Origin of the sequence: Rhizobium sp. SRDI969 (genome assembly GCF_025152725.1) — a bacterium.
GTDB lineage: Bacteria > Pseudomonadota > Alphaproteobacteria > Rhizobiales > Rhizobiaceae > Rhizobium > Rhizobium leguminosarum_I.
Genome location: NZ_CP104035.1, coordinates 1,884,315 through 1,905,896, shown reverse-complemented (window position 1 = coordinate 1,905,896; position 21,582 = coordinate 1,884,315). Strand labels below are relative to the sequence as shown.

At 60.6% G+C, this 21,582-nt stretch carries 23 protein-coding genes and 2 pseudogenes; 8 read left to right on the top strand and 17 right to left on the bottom strand.

The annotated features are described in order from the left end of the window. Positions 1–61: 61 nt before the first annotated feature. From N2A41_RS09635 to N2A41_RS09615, 5 genes are read right to left on the bottom strand one after another with little or no spacing between them, the layout of a single operon-like run. A complete protein-coding gene (locus N2A41_RS09635) occupies positions 62–805 on the bottom strand; it encodes an ABC transporter ATP-binding protein (RefSeq protein WP_017964236.1) in 744 nt (247 codons plus the stop codon). Further along, the gene (locus N2A41_RS09630; protein ID WP_260110803.1) at positions 802–1,647 is read right to left on the bottom strand and encodes an ABC transporter ATP-binding protein; all 846 of its coding nucleotides are present in this window, start codon (positions 1,645–1,647) and stop codon (positions 802–804) included. The genes N2A41_RS09635 and N2A41_RS09630 overlap by 4 nt, the downstream gene beginning before the upstream one ends. After that, a complete protein-coding gene (locus tag N2A41_RS09625) occupies positions 1,634–2,536 on the bottom strand; it encodes an ABC transporter permease (RefSeq protein WP_170258059.1) in 903 nt (300 codons plus the stop codon). Before N2A41_RS09625 ends, N2A41_RS09630 begins: the two co-directional genes overlap by 14 nt. After that, a complete protein-coding gene (locus tag N2A41_RS09620; protein ID WP_260110802.1) occupies positions 2,533–3,561 on the bottom strand; it encodes an ABC transporter permease in 1,029 nt (342 codons plus the stop codon). Before N2A41_RS09620 ends, N2A41_RS09625 begins: the two co-directional genes overlap by 4 nt. Positions 3,562–3,581: 20 nt before the next feature. Continuing rightward, the gene (locus N2A41_RS09615) at positions 3,582–5,177 is read right to left on the bottom strand and encodes an ABC transporter substrate-binding protein (RefSeq protein ID WP_260110801.1); all 1,596 of its coding nucleotides are present in this window, start codon (positions 5,175–5,177) and stop codon (positions 3,582–3,584) included. Between the two features lie 135 nt (positions 5,178–5,312). Here N2A41_RS09615 and N2A41_RS09610 point away from each other — a divergent pair, with 135 nt between their 5' ends. The 3 genes from N2A41_RS09610 (at position 5,313) to kdgD (ending at position 8,022) form a co-directional block, all read left to right on the top strand. After that, positions 5,313–6,023, top strand: a complete 711-nt coding sequence (locus tag N2A41_RS09610) for a FadR/GntR family transcriptional regulator (RefSeq protein WP_260110800.1) — start codon at positions 5,313–5,315, stop codon at positions 6,021–6,023. A 65-nt stretch (positions 6,024–6,088) separates the two neighbouring features. Next, entirely contained in the window at positions 6,089–7,063 is a 975-nt protein-coding gene (locus tag N2A41_RS09605; protein ID WP_260110799.1) for a mannonate dehydratase, read from the top strand. A gap of 32 nt (positions 7,064–7,095) precedes the next feature. Continuing rightward, complete coding sequence (gene kdgD / locus N2A41_RS09600; protein ID WP_260110798.1) at positions 7,096–8,022, top strand: 5-dehydro-4-deoxyglucarate dehydratase; 927 nt, start codon at positions 7,096–7,098, stop codon at positions 8,020–8,022. Positions 8,023–8,292: 270 nt separating this feature from the next. On the opposite strand, the gene N2A41_RS09595 is transcribed toward kdgD, so the two are convergent. The 6 genes from N2A41_RS09595 to N2A41_RS09570 form a co-directional block, all read right to left on the bottom strand. After that, entirely contained in the window at positions 8,293–8,793 is a 501-nt protein-coding gene (locus tag N2A41_RS09595) for a GFA family protein (protein ID WP_130688225.1), read from the bottom strand. A gap of 87 nt (positions 8,794–8,880) precedes the next feature. Beyond that, entirely contained in the window at positions 8,881–9,639 is a 759-nt protein-coding gene (locus tag N2A41_RS09590; protein ID WP_222383915.1) for an alpha/beta hydrolase family protein, read from the bottom strand. A 320-nt stretch (positions 9,640–9,959) separates the two neighbouring features. After that, positions 9,960–11,033: an ABC transporter ATP-binding protein gene (locus tag N2A41_RS09585; protein ID WP_222383914.1), complete on the bottom strand. Its 1,074-nt coding sequence runs from the start codon at positions 11,031–11,033 to the stop codon at positions 9,960–9,962. A gap of 22 nt (positions 11,034–11,055) precedes the next feature. After that, entirely contained in the window at positions 11,056–11,904 is an 849-nt protein-coding gene (locus tag N2A41_RS09580; RefSeq protein ID WP_018241950.1) for a carbohydrate ABC transporter permease, read from the bottom strand. After that, the gene (locus tag N2A41_RS09575) at positions 11,897–12,835 is read right to left on the bottom strand and encodes a carbohydrate ABC transporter permease (RefSeq protein WP_260110797.1); all 939 of its coding nucleotides are present in this window, start codon (positions 12,833–12,835) and stop codon (positions 11,897–11,899) included. Before N2A41_RS09575 ends, N2A41_RS09580 begins: the two co-directional genes overlap by 8 nt. A 79-nt stretch (positions 12,836–12,914) precedes the next feature. After that, a complete protein-coding gene (locus tag N2A41_RS09570; RefSeq protein WP_017964226.1) occupies positions 12,915–14,219 on the bottom strand; it encodes an extracellular solute-binding protein in 1,305 nt (434 codons plus the stop codon). 198 nt (positions 14,220–14,417) lie between these two features. Here N2A41_RS09570 and N2A41_RS09565 point away from each other — a divergent pair, with 198 nt between their 5' ends. The 3 genes from N2A41_RS09565 to N2A41_RS09555 are packed head-to-tail and all read left to right on the top strand — an operon-like array spanning position 14,418 to position 17,411. Next, positions 14,418–15,617: an ROK family transcriptional regulator gene (locus N2A41_RS09565; RefSeq protein WP_017964225.1), complete on the top strand. Its 1,200-nt coding sequence runs from the start codon at positions 14,418–14,420 to the stop codon at positions 15,615–15,617. A 33-nt stretch (positions 15,618–15,650) separates the two neighbouring features. Then, on the top strand, positions 15,651–16,751 hold the full coding sequence (locus N2A41_RS09560) for a Gfo/Idh/MocA family protein (RefSeq protein ID WP_222383913.1): 1,101 nt from the start codon (positions 15,651–15,653) through the stop codon (positions 16,749–16,751). Positions 16,752–16,769: 18 nt separating this feature from the next. Beyond that, the gene (locus N2A41_RS09555) at positions 16,770–17,411 is read left to right on the top strand and encodes a ThuA domain-containing protein (RefSeq protein ID WP_260110796.1); all 642 of its coding nucleotides are present in this window, start codon (positions 16,770–16,772) and stop codon (positions 17,409–17,411) included. 185 nt (positions 17,412–17,596) lie between these two features. Here N2A41_RS09555 and N2A41_RS09550 read toward each other — a convergent pair whose 3' ends face one another. Further along, complete coding sequence (locus N2A41_RS09550) at positions 17,597–18,073, bottom strand: DUF2938 domain-containing protein (protein WP_222383912.1); 477 nt, start codon at positions 18,071–18,073, stop codon at positions 17,597–17,599. Between the two features lie 135 nt (positions 18,074–18,208). Further along, positions 18,209–18,298 (bottom strand): annotated as a pseudogene (locus N2A41_RS09545) (MarR family transcriptional regulator); the annotation flags it as partial. Between N2A41_RS09545 and N2A41_RS09540 the strand changes: the two are divergent. Further along, a pseudogene (locus N2A41_RS09540) lies at positions 18,287–18,620 on the top strand (FAD-dependent monooxygenase); the annotation flags it as partial. The pseudogenes N2A41_RS09545 and N2A41_RS09540 sit on opposite strands and share 12 nt — an antisense overlap. 97 nt (positions 18,621–18,717) lie before the next feature. Here N2A41_RS09540 and N2A41_RS09535 read toward each other — a convergent pair. The 3 genes from N2A41_RS09535 to N2A41_RS09525 all read right to left on the bottom strand — a co-directional run bounded on the left by N2A41_RS09535 (position 18,718) and on the right by N2A41_RS09525 (position 19,539). Then, on the bottom strand, positions 18,718–18,984 hold the full coding sequence (locus N2A41_RS09535) for a hypothetical protein (protein ID WP_017964219.1): 267 nt from the start codon (positions 18,982–18,984) through the stop codon (positions 18,718–18,720). Beyond that, positions 18,984–19,154, bottom strand: coding sequence for a hypothetical protein (locus N2A41_RS09530; RefSeq protein ID WP_162039352.1), 171 nt, complete (start codon positions 19,152–19,154; stop codon positions 18,984–18,986). Before N2A41_RS09530 ends, N2A41_RS09535 begins: the two co-directional genes overlap by 1 nt. A 127-nt stretch (positions 19,155–19,281) precedes the next feature. Then, positions 19,282–19,539, bottom strand: coding sequence for a DUF982 domain-containing protein (locus N2A41_RS09525; RefSeq protein WP_017964218.1), 258 nt, complete (start codon positions 19,537–19,539; stop codon positions 19,282–19,284). A gap of 440 nt (positions 19,540–19,979) precedes the next feature. On the opposite strand from N2A41_RS09525, the gene N2A41_RS09520 reads away from it, so the two are divergent. Next, positions 19,980–20,807, top strand: a complete 828-nt coding sequence (locus N2A41_RS09520; protein ID WP_017964217.1) for a nickel-binding protein — start codon at positions 19,980–19,982, stop codon at positions 20,805–20,807. A gap of 282 nt (positions 20,808–21,089) precedes the next feature. Here the strand turns inward: N2A41_RS09520 and N2A41_RS09515 are convergent, their stop codons facing one another. Next, positions 21,090–21,380, bottom strand: a complete 291-nt coding sequence (locus N2A41_RS09515; RefSeq protein WP_017964215.1) for a DUF982 domain-containing protein — start codon at positions 21,378–21,380, stop codon at positions 21,090–21,092. Positions 21,381–21,582: the final 202 nt, after the last annotated feature.

Genomic DNA, 21,582 nt, shown 5'->3' with positions numbered 1-21,582 from the left:
TAGGGTGAGGGGCAACCATTAGCGCAAACCGGGCAATTCCACGCCACCGCGATCGAGGATATCAAGCCTCGATAAAGCTCGCTTCGAACAGTTCGCGCGCATAGGCATCATGCGTGGTGCCGGCCTGCAGATCCGCTTTAGTGAGCTCATCCACAAAGCAACCGTTCTTCATGATCAGCACCCGGTCGCACATATGGGCGATGACTGCGAGGTCGTGGCTGACAAGCAGATAGGTCAGGCCCTTTTCCTCGCGTTGATCGGCCAGCAGGTTGAGGATTTCGGCCTGGACCGAGACATCGAGCGCCGAGGTCGGCTCGTCGAGCAACAGGATGGGCGGCGACAGGATGAGAGCCCGGGCGATTGCCACCCTTTGCCGCTGACCGCCGGAAAGCTCGTGCGGAAAACGGTTTGCGAAGCTCGCCGGCAAACCGACCTGGATCAATGCCTTTTCGACCTTGGACCAGATCTCGGAATGGCCCATGGCGCGCAGCGGTTCCGCCAGGGCGGTGCCGATACGATGGCGCGGATGCAGGGATCCGTAAGGGTCCTGAAACACCATCTGCGCGAATTTCAGCTCCTCGCGGGAGCGCTTCTTGCCGATCGGTTTGCCGCCAAGCTCGATGTGACCGGTCCAACCGGCCTCCATGCCGGCAAGGCAACGCAGCACCGTCGATTTGCCGCATCCGGATTCACCGACAATGCCAAGGGTCTCCCCCTGGCCAACCTGAAAAGTGATGCCCCTGACGACATGGTTGCTTGATTTGCCGGAGGCAAAGACGACATCGAGGTCACGCACATTGATCATTGCGCCATCTCCAGATCGAGTTTCGTCCTGTCGAGGACCGCGAGCCGGCGAGCCGGATTCCTTGGGTCGGGCAGCGCAGCGATCAACCCACGGGTATAGGGATGACTGGCGTCCTCGAGACTGGTCAGCGTTTCCACGATCCGGCCGGCATACATGACGATGATGCGCTCGCAAAAGGCTGCCACCATGCGTATGTCATGGCTGATCAACAGCAGCCCGGAATTGTTCTCGCGGACCAGTTCATCGAGCAACAGCAGCACGTCCTTGCGGACGCTGACATCAAGCGCCGAGGTCGGCTCGTCGGCGATGACAAGCTTCGGCCGCGCCAGCAGCATCATGGCGATCATCACGCGCTGGCCCATGCCGCCCGAGATCTGATGCGGATAAAGCGCCATGACCCGATCCGGATCGCTGATGCGCACGCGCTCCAGCATGGCGCGGGCAGCCTCATGCGCCTGTTTCTTGTGAAGACCGAGGTGAAGGCGGGCGGCTTCGGCGATCTGCTTACCGATCGAGAGCACCGGATTCAGCGAATAGCGCGGATCCTGCATGATCAGCGCGATGTCCTTGCCGCGAAGCGCTCCCATCTGACGCTCGCTCTTTGCAAGCAACGAACTGCCGGCGAGATCCAGACGCTCGGCCGAGACCACTGCAGCCGGCGGCAGAAGGCGCATGATGGCGCGACCGGTCGTCGATTTGCCGGAACCGGATTCTCCGACAATCCCGACACGTTCGCGCCCGACGTCGAAACTGACATTGGAGACGGCGGGCACGGCGCCTCGGCCGAAACGGACGCTCAAACCTTCGACGGAAAGAACGGGCTGCAGATCACGATCTTGCATGGCGAGGATCCAGAATGTCGCGCAGAGCATCTCCGGCGATGTTGAAGGCAAGGCTGGTGAGGAGGATGGCGATACCCGGCATCACGGCAACCCACCAATAATCGAGCATGAACTTGCGGCCGCTGGAGATCATCGCGCCCCATTCCGGCGCCGGCGGCTGGGCGCCAAGCCCGAGAAAGCCAAGCGAAGCGGCCGTCAGAATGATACCCGCCATGTTGAGCGTCAGGCGAACGATGACGGACGGGACGCACATCGGGGCGATATAGAGGAGAAGAATGCGCATCGGCGAGGCGCCATAAAGGCGGGCGGCGACCACATAATCGGCGTTTCTGACGACAAGCGCCTCGGCGCGCGCGAGTCTGGCAATCGGCGGCCATGCGGTCAGCGAGATCGCGATGATTGCGGTGGTCAAGCCCGCACCGAGTGCCGCAGCAAAAGCCAGAGCCAGGATCAGTGACGGGAACGACAGGACGATATCGGTGGCGCGCATCAGCAGCGCATCGGTGCGCCCGCCGAAGAAGCCGGCGACAACGCCGATCAACAGGCCGATCGGCCCAACGATCAACGAGATCGACAGCACGGTCTGGATGGTGATGCGCGTGCCGAAGATGAGCCGGCTCAAGATGTCGCGGCCGAATTCGTCCGTGCCTGCCAAGTGCGCGAGGCTCGGCGGCTGCAACGCATCGCCAAGCGCCTGTATCGCCGGATCGTAAGGCGCCAGCAGCGGCGCGAAGATCGCGATCAAGCAAAGCAGACCGAGGATGACAAACCCTCCAAGACCAAGCGGCTCGGCCGCCAATTTGCGGCCGGCGCGCGCAAACGACGCCGCGATACGGGTCGACACACTTGGAGGGCGGATCTGAATTTCGCTGCGGATAACGTCGCTCATCGCACCGCCTCCCGCATGCGCGGATCAAAGACGGCGTAAGCGACGTCGGCCAGGAAGTTCAACAACATGAAGATAAATCCCACAATGATGGTGCCGGCGACGATGGCGTTCATATCGCCGATCATCAGCGCATTGGTCATGTACTGGCCAATGCCCGGCCAGGAGAAAACGATCTCGGTCACGACAGCGCCTTCGAGCAGACCGCCATAGGAAATGGCGAGAATGGTGATCAGCTGCACCGCAATGTTCGGTAGCACATGGCGCCAGATCGTGCCGAGCGGGCTCACACCCTTGGCTCGGGCCGCGATGACATAATCCTGGCTCAACTGCTCCAGGGTGAAGCTGCGCGTCATGCGGGTGATGTAGGCCATCGCCGCATAGGCAAGGATGACGGCTGGCAGAATGATATGGCCGAGCGCATTCCAGAAGATTTCCGTCTCGCCCTGCAGCAGGCTGTCGATCAACAACAGCCCGGTTTGCGGCATGACGAGGCCTTCGTAAAAGACATCGATCCTACCCGGCCCACCGACCCAATTGAGGCCGGCGTAGAAGATGACGAGCCCGACGATGCCGAACCAGAAAACCGGGATCGAATGACCGACGAGCGCGACAACGCGGGCCGTCTTGTCGATGAAGCTGTCGCGAAAGAGTGCTGCGACCAGCCCGAGCGGGACACCGACGAAGGTCGAAATGATCACCGCCAACGTCGCCAGTTCGAATGTTGCCGGAAACGCCTGGGCAAGGTCCGAAGAGACGGGATTGCCGGTGAGGACGGCCGTGCCGAAATCGCCATGCGCCAAGCCGTTCAAGTAGAGGAAAAACTGCTGGTAGATCGGCAGATCGAGCCCCAGGCGCGCCCGCATCGCCGCATAGGCAGCGGGATCGGCGAGCTCGCCGACGATTGCGCCGACCGGATCGGTGGGCAAGACGCGGCCGATCACGAAGGTCACACATAAGAGGATGAACAGGCTGACCAGCAAATGCGCCAGGCGTCGGCCAAATTCGGCTACGGAGAGTTCCTTCATGATCGGCTGTCCTGGGAGTATTACTGGGTTTCGACCTTGGTCACGTTCTCGAGACGCGTCAGCTGAGACGGATGCCCCACATATCCCTCGACCTTGCCGTTGAGGACGATCGGCTCAAAGCGCTCGAAGAGCGGAAGCACCGCGGGCTTCTGTTCGACGAACATCTTCTGCATCTGAACATAGAGTTCGCCACGCTTCTTGGCGTCCGGCTCCATCGATGCTTTGGCCGTCAGGGCCGTGAGTTCCGGGATGTCCCAGGCCGAGCGCCAGACAAAATTGCCGGCATTGTTGGCTTCCTTCGAGTTGTCGGGATTGGAGGAAAACTGCTCCATCGAGCCGAGCACGTTCGGCATGTAGGCGCTGGTCTGCGGAATCAGCAGATCGAAATCCCTGGCGCGATGGGCGGCGATGATTTCCGAACCGTTGCCCTGCTGGATGTCGACCTTGATGCCGATCTGGGCCAGCGATGCCTGGATGGCGGTAGCCAGATCGATGCGCGGCGTTTGCGCGATGGTCTTCAGCGTCAGCGAAAAGCCGTCCTTGAAGCCTGCCTCGCTCAGCAGCTGCTTGGACTTTTCGACATCGAGATGCCAATCGGGGTTGGGGATGGCGTAGTCGAAATTCTCCGGAACGGGAACGTTTCTCGCCCGGCCGTAAGGGCCCATGATGGTCTTTTCGATGCCCTTGTAGTCGATGCCGTAGGCGATGGCTTCGCGAACCTTCGGATTGGCGAGGTATTTGTTGCCGGCATTCATCGACAGCACGTAGAAGCCGCCCGTCGGAATACGCTGGATGGCAAATCCCTTCTTGCTCTGGAAGGTCGCGAGATCCGATGCGGTCAAGGCGCTGGCAATATCGATATCGCCGCGCTCGAGCATCAGCCGCTCGACCTGGCTTTCGGGCACATGCCGGACGATGACGCGACGCATTTTTGGCGCGCCGGTCACATAATCCTTGTTGGCGTCGAGGATCACCAGTTCGTTCGGAGACCAGCGATTGAGGGTGAACGGACCGGAGCCGGCAGAATGCGTTCGCATCCAGGCGTTTCCGTAGTCGTTGTCGACGGCGTGGCTCTCGACCTCGACGCTGTCGACCACGCTGGTGGTCGTCGTTGTCAGCCGGTAGAGCAGAAGCTCTGCCGTCACCTGGTCGGAGAGATCGATCCGCACCGTCTGATCGTCGACGGCCTTGACGAGCTTTTCGACATTGTCCTTGTCGTAGCCGACGCGCTTGAGGTTGGCGGCGGCGGCCTGGTCCATCTTCAGGAGCCGCGCCAGCGAGTAGACGACATCCGTCGAGGTGACCGGGTTGCCGGAGGCGAAATTGGCCTTGCGCAGCGTAAAGGTGATGCCCTTGTCGTCGATCTTCCAGCTTTCCGCCAGCTGCGGAAGGATCTTGCCATCAGCCGTGCTGGCGACCAGCCGATCGTACAGATTCGACATGATCTCGACCGCCTTGCCTTCGGTCGCCTGCTGCGGATCGAGCGACAGAACCTGCGCCAGCGAAGTGCCGACCACCAGCTGGTCCTGCGGCGTGGCGGCCTGCATTTGCGGTGCAGCGATCGTCAGGGCGCCGATGACGGCACCGACGAACAAGCTCTTAGAAAAATGCTTCATTGTCACTCCTCCCTGGATTACTATAGGAAACATATTATGTCGCCCGTATGTCGTATTATGATTTAACGAAGTCCGATAAGATTGACAAGACCCGGGCGGCAGAGACTTGGTCCGAGGGGATTTGGGGGAGCCGAAATGACGACACTCAGCCGTGGCCGGCAAAGACTGGCGCAACAGGTTATCGATCAGCTGCGGGCGCAAATCGAGACGGGAAAGCTGCGCGTCGGCGACCAGCTGCCGACCGAGCCGCAGCTTGAAGCGACATTCGGCGTCAGCCGCACCGTGGTGCGCGAGGCCATTGCCGATCTGAGATCGGCAGGCTTCGTCAAGCCGATCCAGGGCAAAGGCGTCTTTGTCGCGGATCCGAAGGCGCATTCGGTCCTGTCGCTGACGCCGGTGGAAATCAAAAGCATTCCGGAAACCCTGGAATTGCTGGAGTTTCGCATGGCCGCCGAGGGTGAAGCGGCGGCGATCGCCGCCTATCGCCGCACCGCCGAGCAAGAGGCGACAATCCGCGACGCCAACCGCAGAATGGCGAACCTGATCGAAACCGGACAGCAAACGGTGGAAGCGGATTACGCCTTCCACATGGCGATTGCCGCCGCTACGAACAACCGATTCTATGTCGATGTCCTACGCCATTTCGGCCCCAGAGCTATCCCCCGCGGCCAATTTCCGACGCTGCCGGAAGCCAATGACCGCGACTATCTTCAGAAGGTTTATGCCGAACATGTCGAAATCCTCTCGGCAATCGCCGATCAGGATCCCGAACGCGCCCGCCAGGCGATGCGCGCCCATATGCTGGCCAGCCAGCGCCGCTACCGCATGCTCGCGGAGCAGCAATAGGGCTCGACACCCTTCAAAATTCATATTATGTCATATGACGTTGGATAATTTCGAAAGAGACTCAAATGTATCTGGGAACACAGGTCGCAGCGCGGGATGACGACGACTATCGTATCTTCGCGCAACTGGGTGTGAAGCATATCAACGCCGACCCGCCGGGAAAGCCGAGCAGTTGGACGCTCTCCGATCTCGAACAGCATCGCGACAAGGTCGAAAGCTTCGGCCTGATTCTCGACATGATCCAGTTGCCGCTGCCCTCGCAGCCAATCGAGAAGGCTTCCTATCCCGATATCCTGCTTGCCGGCCCCGAGCGCGACAGACAGATCGACGCCGTCTGCAAGCTGATCGAGAATGTCGCAGCCGCCGGCATTCCTGCGGTGAAGTACAATCTCAACCTGATCGGCATTCCCCGCACGCCGGATGAACCGGGACGCGGCGGATCGCTGAATGCCAGCTTCCGCTGGGACAAGACGGATCAGCAGGCCGAGCCCGGCCTTGCCGGCGTGCTTTCCGAGGACGAAAACTGGGAGCGGATCGACTATTTCCTGGAACGCGTCGTTCCTGTCGCTGCAAGCAACCGCGTCCGGCTCGCCTGCCATCCGCACGATCCTTATACGCCGCCGGGTTATCGCGGCGTCACGCGGGTGCTGGGTACGGTGGAAGGTCTGAAGAAATTCGTGCTGATGCGTGAAAACCCGTATCACGGCCTCAATTTCTGCCAGGGTTCGATCGGCGAGATGCTGGAAAATCCCGGCAAGGAAATCGACGATGTCATCCGCTGGTTCGGCCAGCGCGGCAAGATCTTCAATGTTCACTTCCGCAATATTCGCGGCGGCAAGCTGTCCTTCATGGAGACCTTCCCTGAAGAAGGCGACATGGACATGGTCCGCTCCGCCAGGATCTACAAGGAGGTGGGCTTCAAATACATGCTGATGCCCGACCATGTGCCGACCGTCAGCGGCAAGGATCCAACCGCCACCGCATTTGCCTTCTGCTACGGCTATATCGCCGCACTTCTGCAAGTGCTCGACAGCGAGTGAGCCGGTTTTCAACACGTCAAGAATAGGACTTCATGATGAACCCGATTGAATTGAAGAAGGCCGTCGGTAGTGGTCTCCTGTCGTTCCCCGTTACGCATTTCGACGACCAACTGAAATTTGACGAAGCGAAGTACTGCCGTCATGTCAAGTGGCTTTCCGGTTATGACGCTGCTGCACTGTTTGCCGCCGGCGGCACCGGTGAATTCTTCTCGCTTAATCCTGCCGAGATTCCGCAGGTGATCCGGGCGGCCAAGGCGTCGGCGGGCAAGACGCCGATCATTTCGGGAACCGGCTACGGCACCTCGCTCGCCATCGAGATCGCAGTCGCGGCCGAGAAGGCCGGCGCGGACGGGCTGCTGCTGCTGCCGCCCTATCTGATGTTTGCCGAGCAGGCGGGTCTCATCGCCCACGTCAAGGCGGTCTGCCAATCGGTCGGCATCGGCGTCATCGTCTATAACCGCGACAACGCCGTCCTGACCGCCGACAGCATCGCGCGCCTGGCGGAGGAATGCCCGAACCTGATCGGCTTCAAGGACGGCGTCGGCGATGTCGACAAGGTGATCGAGATCACCACCCTGCTTGGCGATCGTCTCGTCTATGTCGGCGGCATGCCGACCCATGAGGTTTATGCCCAGGCCTATTTTGCCGCCGGCGTGACGACCTATTCATCGGCCGTGTTCAACTTCGTGCCCGCGCTTGCCCAGCGCTTTTACGGTGCCCTACGCACCGGCGATCAGGCAACCGTCGATGAGATCCTCAAAGGCTTCTTCTTCCCCTTCGTCGCCTTGCGCAACCGCAAGAAGGGATATGCCGTCTCGATCATCAAGGCCGGCCTTCGCGTCCTCGGGCAGAATCCCGGCCCCGTGCGCCCGCCTTTGACGGATCTTACCCAGGAAGAACTGGCGCTGCTGGAAAAGATCATCCAGGCCAACGGCGTCACACGGGTCGCGGCGGAATAATATATCGCGGCAATCGGCCGCCGGGATGGCCCGGCGGCTGTCCCGTTCGCACCAACAACGGACATCGGCTCGGCTCGGATGGACGACCGCTACAGGGCCGGAACTGACGGGCTGCGTCGAGGCCCGAAATAGCTAAAGAGCAAATCTTTAGGCACCCTGCGTGCATAATCTTGAAAGTAAGCTGTTGCCGCTGTCGTTGGTTTCCGGCACGAGGGCCTTTCGAAATAGCGGCAAGGGACAGCGCCGCACTGGCGACCGCCGGATCAGGACTCAGCCATCACGCCCCCTCACCGCCCATGAGGCGGTATCATGATCGGGGTGCTGGTTGTTGCTCTCCTTGATCGCCGCGGCCCAGTCGGCGCCGTTGTTTTCGGTCGCACCGGTATTTTCTATGCCCGTGATCGTATCGAACCATGCCACCATGTTCTCGGTGCAGGTACTGGCAAGCGGCGCGAAGGCGTGCGGATCGTCAAGCGAACCGATCATCAGGTTGGTGCGACCGTTTTCGAGGTGGTGGAAGAACAATGGCGTGCCGCAATTGGCGCAGAAGCCGCGCTCGACAATCTCCGAACTCTTCCAGATGCTTGGCTTGCCGCGTGTCCAGCTGAGCGCATCATCGGGCGCGGCGACGAGCGCGGCAAAGATGTTGCCCGAGGCTTTCTGGCACATGCGGCAATGGCAGAGATGCGAATTGTCAAGCATAGCGGTTGCGTGGTAGCGCACGGCACCACACTGGCAGCCGCCGCTCACCTCCATCTCGATGCGTTTCATTTTTTCTCCTCCTTCAAGAGGCAGGGTTTGGGCTTACCTCTTTTAGGTTTTCGTCACTTTCCCGCTGCCCGAAGCTGTCTTGCGGCCTTAGTGGTACGTCACGACGGGATTGAACACCCTTTGCAGGAAGGGCCTGAGAGCTGCCTGCATGTGGTTCCTCGGAATTTGATGTCCACACTCAAAGACGTGAAGCGTCGCCAGGACTCCGGCATTGGACAGAGCTTTTGAGAAGAGTTCGGCATGGGCAACCGGAGCACGGTCGTCATGCTTTCCATGCAGCAATAGCGTCTCAGACCGAACTTCGGGCGCACAATGCAAAGCAGAGCGAGCCAGAAAGGCCTCTCTCGATAGGCCCGCCTCTTTCTCGATAGCCCACCGCAAACCGTCTGAACTCTCGTGATAAGCGACTTCAAGATCGTAGACGCCGCTGGATAGAATGACTGCTCGCAGATCAGAAACCTGGGTGGCGACCATTGCCGATGCAACGGCACCACGACTGTTTCCACAGAGAACAATTCGGTTAGGATCGACGGAAGGCTGGTCCCGCAGGAAGGCGAGAGCAGCTATGATCGCTTGCTGGGTTTTGGGACCGCAGAAATCTGAAGGGCCATCTGACGCCCCAAAACCGGGCTGCGAGACTGCCGCAGCAGTAATATTCAAACCAGAACAGAACCGAAGCAACGCGCCGCTGTTGACCGTCTCTATCCCTCCAAGCAGACGGCCACCCTGATTGCCGTGGACAAATAGGATTGCTCCTGCGGGCGTTTCGCTTGCGGCTTGAGCTTGAAAAAGCTCGACCGTGGCTCCGTCCCCCCGGTCAATGAGATGTCGAGTTACTACCGGCATTAACCACCATCAGGTTTTCGCGTGCCGGACAGACAATAGTGCAACTTGTGGCATTGGCAACGTCCGGCGGCGGCGGCTGTTTCGGTCTTTTGAGCAGGTAGGTGCTGGCTATCCGCCCTATTCATTGGCCCCAGTAGGGAGCAACGCGGCCGATTCCCCCGGCGGCCCTATCGGCATCACCTGTATGCGCGACACCATCGGATTTGTTCATCCCAGAAATGGTCGCGATCACCCACGGCAAAGGTGGCAGCAAACCGGATGAGGGACTGGTGTCGACGATCTCCTGGACCGAGGATTCGCATGCCCTAGCGGTTCTTGTGCTAAAGCGCCACACCAGTACCGCGGTCGAAGACGTGCACCTGATCGCTGGTGATGCTTGCCTCGAAGACGGCGCCGTAACGGGCGGGGTATTCGCCGTCGACGATGGCGGTCACCTGCTGTCCGGCGAGGTCGAAGACGACATGGGTCTGGGCGCCTGTCGGTTCCACCAGCATCGTCCGGCCGGCAAGCGCCGTGCCGGCGGCAACACCGGGAACGAGATGTTCGGGGCGCAGGCCGATGGTGATGGCCTGGCCGGCCTTGACCTTGCGGTCGGGCGCGATGCGGATTGCCGTACCGTCCCCGAGGCGGGCGGCGGGTTCACCATTTTCGCCGTCGACCGTGCCTTCGAGCATGTTCATCGCCGGCGATCCGATGAAGGCGGCGACGAAGAGATTGGCGGGTTTCCTGTAGAGTTCGAGCGGTGTTCCCTCTTGCTCCACCCTGCCCTGATTGAGCACGACGATGCGGTCCGCAAGCGTCATCGCTTCGATCTGGTCGTGGGTGACATAGATCGAGGTCGTCCTGACCTTCTGGTGCAGCGTCTTGATTTCCGAGCGCATCTGTACGCGCAGCTTGGCATCGAGGTTGGACAGCGGCTCGTCGAACAGGAAGACGGCGGGATTGCGCACGACGGCACGGCCCATGGCGACGCGCTGGCGCTGGCCGCCGGAGAGCTGGGCCGGCTTGCGGTCGAGCAGATTGCCGAGATCCAGCATGCGGGCGGCTTCGGCCACCCGGGCTTCGATCTGCGGTTTGGCAACGCCGGCGAGCTTCAGATTGAAGCCCATGTTTTCCGCCACCGTCATGTGCGGATAGAGCGCGTAGGATTGGAAGACCATGGCGATGTTGCGTTCCCGCGGCGTCATGGCGTTGACGACCTTGCCGCCGATGGCGATCTCACCATCGGTGATCTCCTCAAGGCCGGCGATCATTCTGAGCAGTGTCGATTTTCCGCAACCGGACGGCCCGACGAGGGCGACGAATTCGCCATCCTCAATATGAAGCGAGATGCCGTGAATAACGTCGACGGCGCCATAGGTCTTGCTGATATCGGTGAGTTCAACGGATGCCATGATTGCACTCCAACGGTTCGGCTCAGGACTTCACGGCGCCGGCGGTCAGACCGGCGATGATGTGTCTCTGGGCGACGAAAAAGACGATGATGGTGGGAAGGATGGTCAGCGTGATGAAGGCCAGCACCAGCTGCCATTCCGTGCCGTACTCGCCGCGATAGACCATGATGCCGAGCGGCCAGGGATATTTCGATTCCGAGTTCAGCATGATCAGCGGCAGGATGTAGCTGTTCCAGCTGCCGACGAAGGAAATGATGCTGACGGTGGCGACGATCGGGCGGGAGAGCGGCAGCGAGATATGCCAGAAGAAGCGGAGATAACCGCAGCCGTCGACGAAGGCCGCCTGAAACAATTCTTCCGGAAGATTGCGGAAATAGTTTCGAAACAGCAGGATGCTCATGCCGAGACCGAAAGCCACCTGCGGCAGCACCACGCCCCAATAGGTATCGAGCAGGCCGAGATCGCGGATGCGAATGAACAGCGGCAGGATCGCGGTCGCCGCCGGAAACATCAGGCCGAGCAGGAAATAATTGAGCAGGAAGGACGATCCGAAAAAGCGGACATGGGCAAAGGCGAAAGCCGCCATCGACGAGACGATCAGCGTCAGGAGGACGGTGAGCGACGCGATCACCAGCGAATTGCCGATCTGCAGCCAGTAGCGTTCACCGAAGAGAATATCTGTGTAGTTCGCCCATTGCCACTCCGTCGGCAGGCCGAAGGGATTGGTGCGCAGGTCGCCCAGCGTCTTGAAGCCACCGAGTGCGGTCGTCAGCAGCGGTACGAGCACGATCGCGGCAATCAGGCTCAGCGACGCGTAGAGATAGACGCGTGTTGACGTGCTCATGCGGATGGAGGAGCTCATATCAGTCATGGCGCATGAATATCCTTTTGTAACCGAAGGCGAGCGTCACGCAGATGATGAAGAGCACCACGCCGACGGCGCTGCCGAGGCCGACCTGCATGCGCATGACGCCGTAGGTGTAGAGGAAGGTGACCATCGTCTGGGTGGAGTTGGACGGCCCGCCGCCGGTCAGCGGCATGATCATGTCGAAGAGCTGCAGCGAGCCGACGACGGCAAAGAAGATCGAAAGACGCAAGGTCGAGCCGAGCAGCGGCAGGGTGACATAACGGAACTTCTGCCAGCCGGTGGCGCCGTCGATTTCGGCTGCCTCCAGCACGCTCTTGTCGACGGATTGCAGGCCGGCGATGAACAGCATCATGTGGAAACCGAAATATTTCCAGACGATAACGCCAAGCACGGCATAGATCGCCACGTCCTTGTCGGCGAGCACGTAAGGGTTGGCGAAGCCGAAGAAGTTGGAAACGGCGGCAAACGGGCCATAGTCGCCATCATAGACAAAGCGCCAGATGAGGCCCGCGGCAACGTCCGCCAGCACATAGGGCAGGAAGAAGATCAGGCGGTAACCGACGACACCCGGAATGCGGTGCGCCAGCATGGTGGCCAGCCAGATGGCGAGCGGCACCTGGATGCAGATCGAGATCACGATGATCAGGCCGTTATTGACCAGCGCCTGGGTGAAGGCCGCATTGCGGAACAGAACTTGGAAATTACGCAGCGCGATGAACTCGGTCGGCGTGCCATAGCCGTTCCACTTGTAGAGGCTATACCAGGCCGCCTCGCCCATCGGCATTATGACGAAGAGCGTGAAGAGCAGCAGCGCCGGCGGCAGAAAGATGAACAGCACCGTCAGCCGGTCGTGGGCGACCGAGCTTTTCCGGTTTGCGGCCCGTCTTGCCGGTCTTGCGGCCGATGTCATCGAGGGTACTGAAATATTGGCCATGGGTCCTGCTTTCGTTCGTCGGCAGCAATGCCGGCGCTCCACTTGATCGAGAGCGCCGGGAAGGCTCTGCGGGCGCTGGTTATTGTTCCAGCTCGAAAGCGTCCTGGATCATCTGGGCACCGTCCTTGGAATTCATCTGGCCGGAGACGATTTCCACGGAGACGTCGTTGACGACACGGCCGACGGCCGCGCCGAGATCCTGGTCGAAGAAGTTCTGATGCCAGGTCGAACCGGCAAGCTGTTTGGCCGATTCGGCCAGCAGCGGATTGACGACGCCGTCATCGGCGCCGACGGCAACGGGAAGCAACATGCCGGCCTTGGCCATTGCCCGCTCGTTTTCCGCATTGGTGAGGAAGGCGAGGAAATCGAGCGCTTCCTTGGAGGCCTTCTTGGTGACGGCCCAGCCGTTCAGGCCGCCAAGCGTATCGGTCGGTTTGCCGGCGCCGCCTTCGACCGTCGGGAAGACGAAACGGCCGATATTGTCTGATGAAAGCCCCTTGCCGTCGCCGGCATTCTTGCGCTGGTTGGCCTCGGTCGCTTCAAAGCCGAGGATCATCGCAGCCTTGCCGTCGCCGAAAACGCCGAGCGTTTGCGGCCAGGTCGCACCGAGATAGCCGGGCTGGAACGGCTCGAGCTTGCCGAGTTCGGTGAGGTCGTCGCCGGCCTTGATGATAGCCGGATCAAGGAAACCTTCGCCCTCGCCGTTCTTGGCCGCTTCGAACACCTTCTGGCCGCCCTCGCGCATGACGAGATAGCTCCAGTAGAAATGGATAGGCCATTTCTCACCACCGCCGCCGGCGATCGGCACGATGCCGGCCGCCTTGATCTTCTGAACCGTGGCGAGAAAATCGCTCCAGGTCTTGATGTCTTCGGCTTTGACGCCCGCCTTGGCAAACAGCGTCTTGTTGTAGAAGAAGCTGACGAGACCGACCTTGTAGGGAATGGCCCAGGTCTTGCCGTCGAAAGTCAGGCCATCGACCGAAGACGGGGTATAGGCGCTGCGCAGCTTGCCGCCATCGCCATCAAGCGCTGCCGTCACATCCTGGAGCGCGCCGGTCTCGGACTGCTGCTTCAACACGCCGCCGCCCCAGCTGAAAAAGAAATCCGGCACGTCGTCGGACTGGAGCAATGTCGGAAGCTTGGCCTTGAAGGCCTCGTTTTCGAGGAACTGCATCTGGATGTCGACGTCGGGATGCTGGGCTTCGTATTTCTTGACGATGTCTTCCCAGGCCGCGACGTTTTTCGGGTCGAGCTCGAGATGCAGCCATTTCACCACCGTCGTCGCCGAGGCGGCGCCCGCTCCCGCCAACAACAGGCCGGCTGCCGCAGCCATGGATACAATGCGCCTGCCGCCGAAAGCGGCGTTCTTCAGCATAAAATTCATTGATTTTCCTCCCAGGGGTCTATCCTCACAATTTTTCCCCTATGCGGATTAATTCAGCGGAGCTTTGCCCGGATGTCAACCCAATCGCTGCTATTTTTACCAAATACGCTTGACAGGCCCACGGGATTGCCTGCTATTTATTTCGTAACCCGTTAAAAATATTGGGTTCCGCCCAACAAACGATGCCGGCTAGTTTTTATGAAGACCGCAGATCCAGAATTGATGCGCGCGATCAATCGCTTGAACGTGCTCGATACCATCCGGCGCCATGGTCCGATCTCGCGCATCGAGATCAGCGAACGCACCGAGCTTTCCACCACCACCGTTTCCGCCATCACCGCGTCGCTGCTCGACGACGGGCTGATCCTGCCGCGCCATGAAGGCGACATCCGCAACGAGGCGGTGCGCGGCAGGCCGCGCGTGGCGCTGGAGCTCAATCCGGATGCCGCCCGCGTGGTGGGCGCCAAGATCGCCGCCAACAGGATGGTCTTCGTCGTCACCAATTTCCGCGGCGACGTGCTGTCGAAGCTCGCCTTGCCGATCCGCATCGACCGGCAGCCGATCGGCGTCATCGCCGATCTCGTCGAGGACGGCGTCAGGCGTTGCGTCGTCGATGCCGGGCTGTCGCTCGAGGATGTCGACAGCGTCTGCCTCGGCTTTCCCGGCGTCATCGAGCACCGCACCGGCTATATCAGAAGCAGCCCGATCTTTCGCGACACCAACGTCGATTTCGCCGCCGAGATGTCGACGCGGCTGGCAACGCCGACCATCGTCGAAAGTGATGCGCACGCCATCACGCTTGGCCATCACTGGTTCGGAAAGGCGCGTGATCTCGAGGATATGGTATTGATTTCGCTGGAACAAACGTTGGGGCTCGGCGTGCTGCACGGCAACGGCCTGTTTCGCGGCGCCGGCGGCCTCAGCCACAATCTCGGCGACCTCGTGCTCGGCATGGGGCCGAACGGCGTCATCCGGCTTTTCAGCCAGGCCGGCGAAAGCGCCATCCTCGGCGAACAACCAGCCGACGGGCGTTTTGCCGAAGCGATCCGGCTCGGCCGCGGCATGAACCATGCGCAGGCGCTGATCAAGGCCGATGACGACCGGCTGATAAGCGCCGCCATCCGCGCCGGCGAAGCGGTGGGATTGACCATCGCCAACATCGTCACGCTGTTTGCGCCGCCCCGCGTCATCCTTGTGGGCTCGAGCCTGGCGCTTGGCGAACCCTTTCTGAACAGCCTGCGCGATGCCTATGCGCTCGCCATTCCGCCGTCGCTGAAGGGGGTGAGCGAACTCGTCTTCGACGATTCGAGCGATGATTTCTGGGCGCAGGGCGCGGCTGCCGTGGCGCTCTACGAGCTTTACGAGTCGCCCTGGAGCACGACCGGGCCGGCGCTCTGACGGGCGCCACAATCACAATCAATGGAGGAATTCATGGAGAGAGTCGGTATCGGCATCATCGGATGCGGCAATATTTCAGGCGCCTATCTCACGGCGATGGCATCCTTTCCCATTCTCGATATTCGCGGCGTTGCCGATCTCAATCGGGAGCTGGCCGAGGCGAAGGCTAAGGAATTCAACGTTCCCGCCCGATCGATCGAAGAGCTTTTCGCCGATCCGAAGGTCGAGATCATCGTCAATCTGACGATCCCGAAAGCCCATGTCGCGGTCGCGCTGCAGGCGCTCGAGGCCGGCAAACATACCTATTCGGAAAAGCCGCTCGGGATTAATTTCGCGGAAGGGAAAAAATTGGCGGATGCCGCCAAGGCGAGGAATCTGCGCATTGGTGCTGCCCCCGACACCTTCCTCGGCGGTGGCCACCAGACGGCCCGCGCGCTGATCGACCAGGGCGTCATCGGCCAGCCGGTCGGCGGCTCGGCGAGCTTCATGTGCCCGGGCCATGAGCGCTGGCATCCGAACCCGGACTTCTATTACGAAGTCGGCGGCGGGCCGATGCTCGACATGGGTCCCTATTACATCACCGATCTCGTCAATCTTCTCGGACCGGTTTCGCAAGTTGCGGGTTTTGCGACGACGCCGCGCGCCGAACGGCTGATCACCAGCGAACCGCGCAATGGCGAGCGCATTCCCGTGCATGTGCCGACCCATGTCGCCGGCATGATGGCCTTTGCCAACGGCGCCGTCGTCCAGATCGCCATGAGCTTCGATGTCGCCGGCCACAAGCATGTGCCGCTTGAGGTCTACGGCACCGAAGGCACGCTGATCGTTCCCGATCCCAACAAGTTCGCCGGCCCGGTGGAATATCTGAAGAAGGGTGGGCCGTTCGAGGACCAACCGGTCACCGCGCCCTATGCCGACGGCAACTACCGCTCGCTCGGCGTCGCCGACATGGCGCATGCGATCCGCTCCAACCGGCCGCACCGCGCCAATGGCGACCTGGCGCTGCATGTGCTCGAAGTCATGGAAGCGTTCCACATCGCCGCCGCGACCGGCCGAACGGTCGCGATCACCACGGCGACGGAGCGCCCTGCCCCGCTGTCCGATTCCATCGTCGACGGACGGCTGGCGAAATAAGTTTCAGGAGGAAAGACTATGCGTGAAGCACTGATCGTCTGGGGCGGCTGGAGCGGGCATGAGCCGCAGGAGTGCGCCGAAATCATCAAGACCATGCTCGAGGAAGACGGTTTCAAGGTCTATCTCGAACACGGCACCGAGGCGCTTGCCGACCCTTCCGTCCATGATCTCAGCCTCGTCGTGCCGATCATGACGATGTCGAAGATCGAGAAGGAGGAGGTCAAGAACCTCGCCACGGCGATCGAAAGCGGCGTCGGCATCGCCGGCTATCACGGCGGCGCGGGCGATGCCTTCCGCAATTCCGTCGACTACCAGTTCATCATCGGCGGCCAGTGGGTGGCTCACCCCGGCAACATCATCGACTATACCGTCAACATCACCCGGGCTGACGATCCGCTGATGGAGGGTATCGCCGATTTCCCCTATACATCAGAGCAATATTACATGCATGTCGACCCCTCGAATGAGGTTCTGGCGACGACGAAGTTCACCGGCGAACATGCCTACTGGATCGACGGCGTCGTCATGCCCGTCGTCTGGAAGCGGAAATACGGCAAGGGCCGGGTCTTCTATTCCTCGCTCGGCCATCAGGCCAAGGAATTCGACGTTCCCCAGATGAAGACCATCTTCCGCCGCGGCGCCAACTGGGCGGCGCGGTGAGGCGAGGCTGTTCGGTTCGTGGGTATCCAAGAAAGGCCCCTCCCCAACCCCTCCCCACAAGGGGGAGGGACTAACCCGGAGCGCCCACCTCGTTCTTCTTGAAACGTCGCAGATCTAGAAAGCGGGTGCGGCATCTTAGCCCCTCCCCCTTGTGGGGAGGGGTTGGGGAGGGGTTTTGGCTGATCTCAGCCGATGATCAACGCCGTCCCATAAAGCCCCAGCGCGAAAACAGTGTGAGCCAGCAGATTGAAGCACCGGACCTTGTTCGGGGTCGGATGTTTGGAAGCGGCCCAGCCGATGCCGAGGCCCGGCTGCAATAGGAACCACCCTGCCCCGACGGTGATAATGCCGAAGATCCAGGCGGGTAGAAATGCCGGGGCGGCCAGCCAGGCCGAGCCCATGATGATGGCGAAGATCACCCCATAGAGGATGCCGACGGCGTAGTGGCTGATCCAGCCGAGCGCCAGTTCTTGGGCATAGGGCTCGGCATCGGCAATGCTCTCGTGAAAGACCTTGCCGCGGCCAAGGTGCCAGAACCAGCGTCCCACAGGTGCCCAGTTGGGCGCCGCCTGGCCGAACCGGGTGAGCAGGATCGCCCAGAGGTCCATCAGGATGGTTGCGCCGGCGCCGATCACCAGGCCGCGCCACAGAATGTCGAACATTGGGAATCACCGGAAAACGTTGCGATTGCACGACGCTACAAGATCATCGCCGACGCGCCGGCGCAATGGCTCCGATGAATTCAAAGGCCACATTCCGGAGTGATTCAGAGGCTAATCCGCCTGCGGTTCGCCCTCGCCCATCCGCTCGCGGGCGATATCGATGCGATCGGTCATTGCCTTGCCCTTCGGGCTGATGACCGCCTCGCGCACGCGGCGGTCGGCGGACAGGGCCTGAATACCAGCGTTCAGGACGCCTATAATCTCGGATGGAAACTGGCGGCGGTTGCTGCCAGCCCCCTGACGCGCTGCTCGACAGCTATGAGGAAGAGCGCCGCCGCCGTGCTCGGTCTGGCGACCAATCTTCTCGACGCCATGAAGCGCGGCAATATGCGGGCGCGGCCGTGATGTGCATCAACTCGATATCGGCTATCCCAATTCCTCCCTCGCGCTGGAAAAGCCGGAGCGGAACGCCGGCCTGCTTGCGGGCGACCGTGCGCCCGATGCGCCGCTCAAAGCTGTCGCCGGCCAGCCGACGCGTCCGTTCGAAAGCGTTGCGGCAGATCCTTCGAGGCTCCGCCCGATGGGCAACGTATAAGGATGAGGAGCGTTAGAGGTGCCGCGCTATAAACGGGGCACACGGATCTTTAGAGGGCATCCCGCTCGTATCGCGGCGCCCATCCGCGGGCCATCCCGCGGCTCATCACGCTTTCCGCCAGCGCCAATTGCTGGCGGAGATGTTTGCAGTCATCGAGCAGCGAGCGTATCGCCGCCTTGGCATTGTCGTCATGCCAGGCAAGCACGGCTTCGACTTCCCAAGCTTGATCTGGCCAGGCTTGATCGGGCCAGGTTTGATCAGGTCCAGTTTGTTCGGGTCGAGGCCGATGGGGTTCCAAGACTTTTGCCGGCTGCATCAGTTCAGCGCCAACGGCAATTGCACAGGGCGCGGCAATGGCGGCAGCGGCCGGCTGAGTTCGACCTTTCTCTGCCAGGCGGCGCGCCGCTGTTGATCCCGCTCGCGGGCTGCGCGGGACGCTTCGACGAGCGCGAGGGCGTTGGCGATCACCTGTTCCGTGTGCGTCATGATCATCTCCAATGTTCCTGTTTTGTTCTACGTTAGAACTTCGGCAGGAAAAGTCAAGCGTTTGGATGATATGGCTTTGAGGACGGGTGTGGTCAGGCGGAGGCTGGGGTCGAGGCGAGCCAGATACTCAGTCGGCCGCTTCTATGACGGCGATGCCGGCCTCCTGTGCTGCCCTGATGAAGGCCGCCCGCACGTGTTCCGGTGGGAGATCGCCGATGATCGCATCTAGGCACGACTTGACGGCCTCGAAATACTCTTCACCGTCGTCTACCGGCCAGTCGCGCAGCAGCGTGCGCGCGGCGTCCCACACGGAGTTAATAACGGCATAATGGCCGATCCCCATTGAGGCCAAGCCAACCGGTCGAAAATGTGCCGTCTGTCTCACTTTGCTACAGCTTTTCCCAATTTCAGTGGAGCTCATGGGTACGATGCAAGTTGCGTGCCGTTGGTAGGCCGCGTCACCAGCCGAAGGGTGGCTTCACGGGATTTGATCTTGGTCAGCGATGCTCGCAGTGTAGGCGTTCCTTTCGTCCCCTCCAGATCCCCTGCAGCCGCTGCTTTTGAGAACATGGAGCCTGAACTGGGATCCTGCGATCAGTCATTAAGCGACTGATTATGGTAAATATCGGGCTTCCCCTCCCAGGCCTGCTGATTAAAACTCAGTCTTTCCTTTTATACTCTACAAGGATTACAGCAACTCATATGCATTGCCGGAAGCAAAAACCCCTATAATCATTCATGGATTGTCCCAGAGGTGGACGGAGTTTCATCCGGGTCGTACAATGCCATCTATCCTGCACGCGGCGGATCTGGGAGGAGCGCGCGATGCCTATCTTCATGGACCGGCACTTTCTTGAAGGAACGTCAGCCGCCGACGTTGCCAGGGCGCATCGCATGGATCTCGATATCCAGGACAAGTACGGCGTCAAATTCCTGACCTACTGGTTCGATCAGCGGCGCGGGACCGCCTTTTGCCTCGTGGATGCACCGGATGCCGAAACCGCGCAATGTGTGCATCGCGAAGCGCACGGCTTCGTCGCCGCCGAGATCGTCGAGGTTGCCTTGTCGGCGGTCGAGGCTTTTCTCGGCCGAATTCACGATCCTGAGCCGGCACCCGGTCAGTCGTCCAGCGACGTCGATCCCGGCCACCGAGCAATCCTCTTTACCGACATCGTCGGATCGACAGCGATGACATCGCGCCTCGGCGACCGGATTGCGACCGAAATGGTCAGAGCCCATGATGCCATCGTGCGCCGATGCCTCGGCCAGAATTCGGGCCGCGAAGTGAAACACACCGGCGACGGCATCATGGCGGCCTTCGCCGCGACAACAGCAGCCGTCGAATGCGCAATGGCGATCCAGCGGGAATTCAAGCGTTACAACGGCGGTAACACCGAACCGATCCACATCCGCATTGGACTGGACTGCGGCGAACCGGTCGAGGACAGCAACGACCTCTTCGGCTCGACCGTGCAACTTGCCGCGCGTCTCTGTGCGGCAGCCTCCAGCGACCAGATCCTCGTCTCGGAGAACATTTTTCGCGAATACGGCGCCGCCGATCTCTTCGCTCACGTAGCGCGCCGACGGTTCAAGGGGTTTTCGAAGCCCATGCTGGTCTTCCGATGCGATTGGGCCAGCGCCGGCCTTGGCTAAGATTTGTCGAGATCCAACACCCGAACAGGCATCTGCCTCTTGGCAGGGCTTGCCGCGCCGCGCGCTTGGTGGCGAAGAAATAGGCGATCATCAAAGCATAGGGCGCAAAACTGTGCCGCGATTTTGCGACAGCGACATGCGTGAAAACAAAGAGCTGAAGACGAAGAGCGAATCTGGAGTTTGCGACCACTTCAGGCCAGCAGACGTTGAGACGAGAACGCACCGCAAAGTGGCGGCGCGTTCTCGTCTGCTATCGGATAGCCTCGTCAAAAGCCTGTCTTGCTAAGCATTGCCCATATGCTCGTTCATCAGCCGCTCGAATTTGGGGCCACCCTCGACCTTCGCCAGCACGCCCGACATCTTGAGGAACCGACGGAAATTCTCGCGTGCAGCGCTCAGCGGGAAACGCCCGTTGGCGGTATCTCTGCACGCCTTCAACAGCGTTTCATATGCCAAACCCCGTTTGTCCTCCGGCCACTCCTCCAGAACATCGAAGATTTCATCGAGGCACGTGACCTCATCGATGAAATGTTGACGATGCAGCAGAATCGGATCAAACCGAGTTGACGACATAGTATCCTCCCATTTATATTACTATTTTATGGCGTAATTCTACTGAAGAACCCCGATTTATTCAAGTCAAAATCAAATTCGCCTGACTATTAACGGCCACGCAACTACTTCCATAACGGCAGAATAGCCCGATCAGACTAGACTGAAGCGAAGTTGATCATCGGCTGAGGTTCGACCCATCACGATTTGAGATTGGTTGATC

Coding starts and splice junctions, on each gene's coding strand:
- N2A41_RS09635 (WP_017964236.1), bottom strand. CDS start 805: ATGATCAATGTGCGTGACCTCGATGTCGTCTTTGCCTCCGGCAAATCA.
- N2A41_RS09630 (WP_260110803.1), bottom strand. CDS start 1,647: ATGCAAGATCGTGATCTGCAGCCCGTTCTTTCCGTCGAAGGTTTGAGC.
- N2A41_RS09625 (WP_170258059.1), bottom strand. CDS start 2,536: ATGAGCGACGTTATCCGCAGCGAAATTCAGATCCGCCCTCCAAGTGTG.
- N2A41_RS09620 (WP_260110802.1), bottom strand. CDS start 3,561: ATGAAGGAACTCTCCGTAGCCGAATTTGGCCGACGCCTGGCGCATTTG.
- N2A41_RS09615 (WP_260110801.1), bottom strand. CDS start 5,177: ATGAAGCATTTTTCTAAGAGCTTGTTCGTCGGTGCCGTCATCGGCGCC.
- N2A41_RS09610 (WP_260110800.1), top strand. CDS start 5,313: ATGACGACACTCAGCCGTGGCCGGCAAAGACTGGCGCAACAGGTTATC.
- N2A41_RS09605 (WP_260110799.1), top strand. CDS start 6,089: ATGTATCTGGGAACACAGGTCGCAGCGCGGGATGACGACGACTATCGT.
- kdgD (WP_260110798.1), top strand. CDS start 7,096: ATGATGAACCCGATTGAATTGAAGAAGGCCGTCGGTAGTGGTCTCCTG.
- N2A41_RS09595 (WP_130688225.1), bottom strand. CDS start 8,793: ATGAAACGCATCGAGATGGAGGTGAGCGGCGGCTGCCAGTGTGGTGCC.
- N2A41_RS09590 (WP_222383915.1), bottom strand. CDS start 9,639: ATGCCGGTAGTAACTCGACATCTCATTGACCGGGGGGACGGAGCCACG.
- N2A41_RS09585 (WP_222383914.1), bottom strand. CDS start 11,033: ATGGCATCCGTTGAACTCACCGATATCAGCAAGACCTATGGCGCCGTC.
- N2A41_RS09580 (WP_018241950.1), bottom strand. CDS start 11,904: ATGACTGATATGAGCTCCTCCATCCGCATGAGCACGTCAACACGCGTC.
- N2A41_RS09575 (WP_260110797.1), bottom strand. CDS start 12,835: ATGGCCAATATTTCAGTACCCTCGATGACATCGGCCGCAAGACCGGCA.
- N2A41_RS09570 (WP_017964226.1), bottom strand. CDS start 14,219: ATGAATTTTATGCTGAAGAACGCCGCTTTCGGCGGCAGGCGCATTGTA.
- N2A41_RS09565 (WP_017964225.1), top strand. CDS start 14,418: ATGAAGACCGCAGATCCAGAATTGATGCGCGCGATCAATCGCTTGAAC.
- N2A41_RS09560 (WP_222383913.1), top strand. CDS start 15,651: ATGGAGAGAGTCGGTATCGGCATCATCGGATGCGGCAATATTTCAGGC.
- N2A41_RS09555 (WP_260110796.1), top strand. CDS start 16,770: ATGCGTGAAGCACTGATCGTCTGGGGCGGCTGGAGCGGGCATGAGCCG.
- N2A41_RS09550 (WP_222383912.1), bottom strand. CDS start 18,073: ATGTTCGACATTCTGTGGCGCGGCCTGGTGATCGGCGCCGGCGCAACC.
- N2A41_RS09535 (WP_017964219.1), bottom strand. CDS start 18,984: ATGCAGCCGGCAAAAGTCTTGGAACCCCATCGGCCTCGACCCGAACAA.
- N2A41_RS09530 (WP_162039352.1), bottom strand. CDS start 19,154: ATGACGCACACGGAACAGGTGATCGCCAACGCCCTCGCGCTCGTCGAA.
- N2A41_RS09520 (WP_017964217.1), top strand. CDS start 19,980: ATGCCTATCTTCATGGACCGGCACTTTCTTGAAGGAACGTCAGCCGCC.
- N2A41_RS09515 (WP_017964215.1), bottom strand. CDS start 21,380: ATGTCGTCAACTCGGTTTGATCCGATTCTGCTGCATCGTCAACATTTC.